Source organism: Caulobacter sp. DWR1-3-2b1 (genome assembly GCF_049895765.1).
Taxonomy (GTDB): domain Bacteria; phylum Pseudomonadota; class Alphaproteobacteria; order Caulobacterales; family Caulobacteraceae; genus Caulobacter.
Genome location: NZ_JAFCSZ010000059.1, coordinates 1 through 7,606 on the forward strand (window position 1 = coordinate 1; position 7,606 = coordinate 7,606).

General features: G+C 63.8%; 7 protein-coding genes and 2 pseudogenes. 2 read left to right on the top strand and 7 right to left on the bottom strand.

The genetic code is table 11. The features are described from left to right. Both ACP69S_RS21790 and ACP69S_RS21795 read right to left on the bottom strand, forming a co-directional pair. A pseudogene (locus ACP69S_RS21790) lies at window positions 1-546 on the bottom strand (transposase); the annotation flags it as partial. A 120-nt stretch (window positions 547-666) separates the two neighbouring features. Continuing rightward, window positions 667-1,566 (bottom strand): SDR family oxidoreductase, encoded by a 900-nt coding sequence (locus ACP69S_RS21795; protein ID WP_426000799.1) that lies wholly within the window; start codon window positions 1,564-1,566, stop codon window positions 667-669. 105 nt (window positions 1,567-1,671) lie between these two features. Here ACP69S_RS21795 and ACP69S_RS21800 point away from each other — a divergent pair, with 105 nt between their 5' ends. Both ACP69S_RS21800 and ACP69S_RS21805 read left to right on the top strand, forming a co-directional pair. Next, window positions 1,672-2,514 carry a helix-turn-helix transcriptional regulator gene (locus ACP69S_RS21800; RefSeq protein WP_426000800.1) on the top strand — a complete coding sequence of 281 codons (843 nt, stop codon included), beginning with the start codon at window positions 1,672-1,674 and terminating at the stop codon, window positions 2,512-2,514. A 1,014-nt stretch (window positions 2,515-3,528) separates the two neighbouring features. Continuing rightward, window positions 3,529-4,026 carry a DUF2199 domain-containing protein gene (locus ACP69S_RS21805; protein ID WP_426000801.1) on the top strand — a complete coding sequence of 166 codons (498 nt, stop codon included), beginning with the start codon at window positions 3,529-3,531 and terminating at the stop codon, window positions 4,024-4,026. 200 nt (window positions 4,027-4,226) lie between these two features. Here ACP69S_RS21805 and ACP69S_RS21810 read toward each other — a convergent pair. From ACP69S_RS21810 to ACP69S_RS21830, 5 genes and pseudogenes are all read right to left on the bottom strand, one after another. After that, window positions 4,227-5,045: pseudogene (locus ACP69S_RS21810) on the bottom strand (IS3 family transposase); the annotation flags it as partial. 13 nt (window positions 5,046-5,058) lie between these two features. After that, window positions 5,059-5,301 (bottom strand): hypothetical protein, encoded by a 243-nt coding sequence (locus tag ACP69S_RS21815; RefSeq protein ID WP_426000803.1) that lies wholly within the window; start codon window positions 5,299-5,301, stop codon window positions 5,059-5,061. A gap of 2 nt (window positions 5,302-5,303) precedes the next feature. Beyond that, window positions 5,304-6,884 carry an IS66 family transposase gene (gene tnpC / locus ACP69S_RS21820; RefSeq protein ID WP_426000804.1) on the bottom strand — a complete coding sequence of 527 codons (1,581 nt, stop codon included), beginning with the start codon at window positions 6,882-6,884 and terminating at the stop codon, window positions 5,304-5,306. Between the two features lie 61 nt (window positions 6,885-6,945). Next, window positions 6,946-7,299 (bottom strand): IS66 family insertion sequence element accessory protein TnpB, encoded by a 354-nt coding sequence (gene tnpB, locus ACP69S_RS21825; protein ID WP_426000805.1) that lies wholly within the window; start codon window positions 7,297-7,299, stop codon window positions 6,946-6,948. Further along, window positions 7,296-7,606: transposase (locus tag ACP69S_RS21830; protein WP_426000807.1), on the bottom strand; the 311-nt coding region annotated here is incomplete at its 5' end. The genes ACP69S_RS21830 and tnpB, both read right to left, overlap by 4 nt.

Below are 7,606 nucleotides of genomic sequence, written 5' to 3' on the forward strand. Positions count from 1 at the left end.
AAGCCCTTGGCGGTGTCGGATCGCTTGATGATCTCGATCTTCCAGTCGCCGCGTCCGGCCATGGCGTGTCGCAGCTTGTCGCCGGCATAGCCGCCGTTGGCGAAGACGTGGCGCAACCAAGGGAAGCTGGCGCGGATCGCGGTCAGGACGCCAGGCGCGCCGTCGCGATCCTGGATATCGGCTGTATGGACCCGGGCCGTGACGAGCAAACCACCGGTGTCGGTGAGGATGTGACGCTTGCGGCCCTTGATCTTCTTGCCCGCGTCATACCCAAAAGGCCCGCCGCTTTCCGTGGTTTTGAAGCTCTGGCTGTCGATCACTCCGGCGCTGGGCGAGGCCTGGCGCCCCGCCGCCTCACGGCAGGCCGCTACGCAAAACATACAGCAGACCGTTGGTGATCGTCCGCAACGACCACTTGGCCGGCCGCCCAAGCCGAGACCGCCCCGGGACCAGCGGTTCCAGAACCGCCCATTCCTCGTCCGTCAGATCGCTTGAATACCGCAGGCCCTTTCGGGCATGCTTGCGTCGGGTGGTTTCGGTCCACATGTTAAATTCCGTTGTTGGCTCGCACCTCCAACAGAATCACAAGTGCCTGAAATTACCCAACTTCATTTCGGGTCAGCCTCTAAGGGTGGTGAGCGGACGTTGTGGTTGCAATGAAGCTGCTCATACGTGCGCCGCCTCGAAGTATCCGGGACGCTCCAGATCGGCGAAGAGACTGGCCTGCGTCGGCTTCCAGCCCAGCAGCGCTCGGGTACGCTCGCTCGAGGCGGGCGTGTCCATGCCAGCGAACATGGCGAACCAGCCAAAATGCTCCGCCGCCTCGTCGCCAGACACGGACCTCACTGGCAGGCCAAGTTGGCGACCGACCGTCTCCGCGATCGCGCGGAATGAGATGCTCTCCTCCGCGACGGCATGATAGGCGCGCTCGGTTGCGCCCTGTTCGAGCGCGAGCCGGTAAACCCGACCCGCATCGGAGCGGTGAACCGCCGCCCACCGGTTCGCGCCGGCGTCGAGGTAGGCGGAAACGCCCTTGTCGCGTGCGATCGCCGCCAACATCGGCACGAAACCGTGATCGCCTATCCCGTGCACCGATGGTGGCAGACGGACGACCGACGCGCGCACGCCGCGCTCAACCAGCTCGGCCGCGGCGGCTTCGGACTGGCGCGGGTAGTTCGGATCGGCGGGTGGCTTGTCCACTTCCACCGCCACTCGGCCGGGCGCGAGCAGCGCCACTCCCGCCGTGACGAGCAGGGGACGATCCGTGCCCTCCAGCGCCTTGCCCAAGGTCTCGATGGCCTGCCGATCCACTTGGCTGTTCTCGGCGAAGCGCGTGAAGTCGTGGTTGAAGGCGGTGTGGATCACCGCGTCCACGTACGTCGCGCCCTCCCTTAGGCTCTGCCAATCCTCAAGCGACCCTCGCTGAACGTCCGCACCAGCCTGTTGCAACGTCCCGGCCGAGGCTTCCGAGCGGGCGAGCCCCAACACCTGATGCCCGGCGCCGAGCAGCTCGGCGACAACAGCAGAGCCTACGAACCCGGTCGCGCCTGTTACGAATACTCGCATGATCTTGTCTCCATTCACTCAGCGATCATGACTAGGTAGGAGCCGTTTAAGAGGGTAAAGTAGTGATCTTATACGGGTATAAGCTTTAATAGGATGACTCCTGCTTTGACCGATGAAGGCGCGCTCGGCTCGTATCTCAGGGATCGCCGGAGCAGGCTAAACCCGGCGGCACTCGGCTTGCCCCCTTCAAGGCGCCGTACCGCCGGGCTTCGCCGGGAGGAGGTGGCGCAACGCGCCAGCATCAGCACGACCTGGTACACTTGGCTCGAACAGGGCCGCGGCGGTGCGCCGTCGGCGAGCGTGCTCGATCGCATCACCAGGGCGCTGATGCTGACTGAGGCCGAACGCGAGCACGTTTTCCTGCTTGGCCTCGGGAGGATGCCGGACATTCGTTTTCGGGCGCCTGAGGGCGTGACGCCTCGCCTGCAGCGGGTGCTCGACTCGATGATGACAAGCCCCGCCTTTATTCGAACCGTTGCCTGGGATGTGGTCGCCTGGAACAAGGCCGCCACCGTGGTCCTCACGGACTATGCGACCCTTGAGGCGCGCGAACGGAACATCCTGCGCTTGATCTTTCGCGATCCTCTCACCCGCGCCGCACAACCCGATTGGGAGAGCGTCGCCCGCTACGTGGTCGCGGTGTTCCGGGCCGAGACGGCGCGCGCCGGTGCGTCGGCCGAGGTCGCCCCGCTGGTCGAGGAGCTCAGCCAGCTAAGTCCGGAGTTCGCCGCCATGTGGAAGGACAATGACGTGCGCGGACATGGCGACGGTGTGAAGCAGCTACGGCACCCTAACCTCGGCCTGATCTCGCTCGAATATTCGGCTTTCGCGGTGGACGGGCGTCCCGATCTGTCGATGGTGATCTACAATCCGGTAAGTGATATCGATGCGGACAGGATCGAGACTCTCGTGACCGAACGTTTCGGTGTCATAACCCAACGGTTTTGACCCTCTCGGCCTGACAGGTTTCTCCCCATCTAGGCCGCCGGGTCGGAGGCCGACAAGCAAGGTGCCGCTCTACCCACCCAAGCCGGCTTTTTGACTCCAATGGTGAGAATGACGGAGCGAAACTAGCCTCGTCGGCGTGCTGGGCTCACGTCAGGGTCTTCGCGCCGAAAGGCGTTTAAAAGATCAAAGCGGGATTTGGCTGCATGGCGCCCCCAACTCTGCAAAGCGGTCCTTCTTAAGGACGCAATAGGTGGAAGTTTGCCATGGGCGTCTGGGCCGCGTGTCAGCGAGTGTCGCTGAAACGCATCGAACAGCCCGGCCCGGCGATCACGCGCAAAGTCCACATAGCGCGTCGTAATCATCGCATTTTATCCCTCCCTCGGGGCGTAGACGGGTCCTTGCGGTACAGCTCGCGCGAAAGGCTGAGCGCCGGCGCGATGGTGTCCCAGGACCGTATGCTTCCGCCAAGGCCGTGGACCATCAGCAGGGGAGGACCAACGCCCATGCGCTCGAAATGCAAAGCCATGCTGACACAACGGCGCAGGGGTGGCGGCGGTTCAACATAACACGCTGGCTAATAAGCCGTGCTTCGTATGAACGAATGTCGTGTTCTTGGGGCGAACTGTGAGTCTGCTTATGGCGCAAGTCGGGCCGAAGGAAGGCCTTGGCGCTGACTATTCAAATTATTGAAATTGTTGAAGATTGTCTACGCCGCTTAGAGATGTCGCGGGGTCTGCCAGATAGAAATGTCACCTGGCGCTGTGTTTGGGGTCGGGCGGCGGGCGGGCGCGGAGCTCCCACACCGCGTAGAGCCCGGCCGGCGACCGTGGCAAGGGCAGGGGTGTTCGCCTTCTTTAATCTCACCGAGCGCGCCGCAGGCGGGCGAGGCTCTAACGGGTTTGCTCGCCGCGAGCGGACGTTCCAAACTTCTCAGAAGGGTGGATATCGGACCTAGGCATTTGGCCGGGAGTCAGGGAAACAAGGCGCGCCAACTGGATCGAGAGGCCCGAGCTTATGAGCGACCAGTTCGTCTGCGGGATTTGCGGCGAGACCCATGCGGGGCTGACCACAGACTGGGCATATAATCTTCCTGACGATGTAGGGGCTCTATCTGAACCGGAGAAGGCGGCGCGCGCGAAATACGACTCCGACCTATGCAGGCTCGATGACCGCCATTTCATCCGCTGCATCTTGCCGGTTCCTATCGTCGAACAACAAAGCTCCTTCTGCTGGGGCGCGTGGGCTGAGGTGGAGCAATCCACCTTCTATCGATACGTCGAGTTGTACGAAGTGGACGGTTCGGACGAGCCGCCCCATCACGGAACACTAGCGAACGGACTGTCGGTTTACGGCCAGACCATCGGTGTTCCGGTGCTCATCCAATTTGGCGATCCGGCGAAGCGTCCGGTCCTGAGCACTCAACCGAACGACCAAAGCTTACTGGCCCGAGAGCAGCGCCAAGGTATCGACCAAGCGCGTCATCACGAGATCGTCGCGGAGCTTCGCGCCTAGATCAGCCGGTTCGGCGGTCCGCTCTGGGTGGTAAAGAGAAATTCGCGTGCTACCGCCGTGGGAGCAGGTTGAAGGGCCCACCGCGCAGCGGAGACGGAGAGCTAGAACGTGGTGATCTTGAGCAGCGGTCTGATTGGCGGTCTGTTGGCAATTATACTCTTTGAACCGCGCCGGGTTTGCCGGAGGCCATTTGGTTTAAGTCATGCCGCCATAGCGGACGGCGTGATCGCGGCATAGTAGGCGGCTTCGGCTTCCGCTGGCGGGATGTTACCTATGGGCTCGAGGAGCCGGCGATTGTTGAACCATTCGACCCACTCCAGCGTGGCGAACTCGACGGCCTCGAACGAGCGCCAGGGGCCGCGCCGATGGATGACCTCGGCCTTGTAGAGACCGTTGATGGTCTCGGCCAAGGCGTTGTCATAGCTATCGCCGACGCAGCCAACCGAAGGCTCAATGCCAGCCTCGGCCAATCGCTCCGTGTACTTGATGCTGACGTATTGCGAGCCGCGGTCGGAATGGTGCACGAGACCGCCGCGATGTTGAGGGCGCCGTTCGTGCAGAGCTTGGTCCAGCGCATCCAGGACGAAGCTGGTGTGGGCCGTGCGGCTGGCGCGCCAACCGACGATCCGCCGGGCGTAGGCGTCGATCACGAAGGCGACGTAGACGAAGCCCGCCCAGGTGGCGACATAGCTGAAGTCCGACAGCCACAGCCGATCCGGCGCCGGGGCGTGGAACTGGCGGTTCACATGGTCGAGCGGACAAGGTGCTGCCTTGTCGCTGATCGTGGTGCGCACCGGCTTGCCGCGGATCACGCCTCGCAGGCCCATCTGGCGCATCAGCCGCTCCACGGTGCAGCGGGCGACGGCGAAATCCTCCCGCCGCATCTGCCGCCAGACCTTGCGCACGCCATAGACCGCGAGGTTCTCGGCAAACACCCGGGCGATCTGCGGCTTCAGCTCCAGGTCCCGGCGCGCCCGCGCCGTACGCGTCCGGTGACGACCCTGGACACGGCGTCGGCGCAGCCGGCAGAGATCACTTCTTTGGTGGCGGTTGAGGCTTCAGGCCCGGATTGTTGCGGTATTCGCCGATGATGTCGACGAGGCTGTCGACCCCCGCGTCGGTGAACGCCTCGATGTGATGATCGCCGACATCGTGGATCCAGAGATGCCCCGCTTCCGTGCCCAGCTCGTCCGTGACATCGGCGATCCAGTCGGCGTCCTCACCAAGCATATCGGCGACGTAGGCCAGCGTGTAGACGCGTCCGATCCCAGCCATGGTCAGGCAGCCTCTGCGGCCGCACGGTCACGCGGCTGCCAGTTCCACGGCAGCAGATCGTCGATGTTTTTGGCCGAGTGATCGGCGATACGCGTGATGACGTCGGCGAGGTAGGCCTCTGGGTTCACGCCGTTCAGCCGGCAAGTCTGCATGATGGTGAAGAACACTGCGGCGCGATCACCGCCAGTGTCAGATCCGACGAAGGTCCAGTTCCGTCGCCCGAGCGTCAGCGGCCTGATGGCCCGCTCGGCGGCGTTGTTGGTCATCTCCAGCCGGCCGTCGTCAACGAACCGGGTGAGAGCGTTCCAGCGGTTGAGACAGTAGCGGATAGCGATTGCCAGTTCGCCTTTTCGGCTGACCCGCCCCAGCACGGCCTCCATGTTCGCCTTCAGGGCCGCCAGCAGCGGAACGCTGCGCGTCTGTCGTGCGGCGAGCCGAAGCTCAGCGCTCTGGCCATTGATCTCTCGCTCAACGCCGAAGATCTCCCCGATCCGCTCAAGAAGGGCCGATGCCGCAGGCGACTTGGTTCGAGCATGCTCCTCGAAGATCCCACGCCTTGCATGGCTCCAGCAGGATATCTGAACCAAGCGGATTTCGCCGGTGATCGGGTTGGGATCATAGAGCTTTTCGAAGCCGGCATAGGCGTCGGCATGCAGGAAGCCTTTGCAGGGCTTCAGTAAGGCGGCGGCGCGCTCGCCCTTTCGATCGGGCGAGTACTGATAATACGCCGCCCGTGGCGCTGAGGACCCCCAGGCGCTCTCATCGCGAACGACGACCCAAAGGCGTCCGGTCCTGGTTTGGCCTCGCCCTGGATCAAGCACCGGCACCGTTGTGTCGTCGGCGTGGAAGGTGGGACCGGCGCGAGCATAGTCGCCGATCCCTTCGGCGACGGGGCCGACCAGCCAGGCAACTCGCCCGACCCAGTCGGCCATGGTCTGGCGGCTCAGATCGACGCCCTCCCTGGCATAGATCTCGGACTGCCGATGCAGCGGGCTATGGTCGCAATATTTGGCGACCAGCACATGGGCAATCAGCGCTGGACCGGGCCGACCACGCTCGATGGGAAGGCTGGGCATCGGCGGTTGGCTGATGGTGTCGCAGTCGCGGCAGCTCATCTTCGGCCGCACGTGGACGATGACCTTGAAGTGGGACGGCACATATTCCAGCACTTCGCGCTCGTCGTCGCCGATCTTGCGCAGCCGCGCGGATCCGCAGGCCGGACAGGCACAGGCTGCGAGGTGGCTGACGATTTCACGAGGCAGATGGCCGGGCAGCGGCTCACGATTGCCGGCGCGCGGCGGCCGTGGCGACTTGTCGCTTGGCGCCGCCGGAGCCGTCGCTTCGCGACGCGCGTCGTTTTCGGCCTCGCCTTCCTCCAGGTCGCCGATCGCCAGTTCAAGTTGCTCGATCTGGCGGTCCAGTTTCTCCGAGGATTGACCAAAGCGCGACCGGCGCAGGGCGGCCAGCTGGGCGCGGAGCTTCTCGATATGAAGGGTCTTGGAGTATAGCTCGTGCTGCAGCGCCAGGGCGAAGGCGCGCAATTCTTCCGGATCTGTCGGCAGTGTCGCCGTCGCCAAGGCCATGGTTATTTGTACCAAAGCGCAGAGTCCGAAGCGACGATTATCGTCTGGAATCAGTACGTTGTTATGCGATTTGCGGCCGCTTCGTCTCCGGCGGCGCGACCGTCCGCCGCCAGTCGATGCCCTCGAGCAAAAGCGCCAATTGCCCGGCCGTGAGCTGAAGCCGTCCCTCCACAATCGGCGGCCAAACAAACCGCCCTTGCTCAAGTTTTTTGATGAACAGGCACATGCCCGTGCCGTCCCAAGCCAGGACTTTCAGCTGATCGCCAGCCTTCCCACGGAAGAGGAACAGCGCGCCGGAGTATGGATCAGCTTTGAGAACGGACTGGACCTGGCCGGCCAGGCCATTGATGCCCTTCCTCATGTCACACGGGGCGGTCACCAGGTAGACCCGCGCGCCAGACGGCGGCGAGATCACGACGTCGCCTTTAAGGCAAGCAGGACGCGACGCAGGACGGGCTCGCTAATCGCCCCATCGACGGTCACTCGAGCGCCGCCCGGCAGGTCGATAACGATCACGGCAGTTGGCCCGGCTGACGGCGGGGTCCTGACCTCGGGCGTAATTTCAATCGCCGTAATCGCCGGGGCGCTCTGCGCCGGGATCATCGCCAATCCCATTCCAGCAGCACCCATCAGCGCCCGCCAGTTGAACAGTTGCCCGGGGCTGATGTCATGCCGCTGCGCGACCATAGCCAGCGAGACGCCATCGGCGTAGGTCTCGGCGA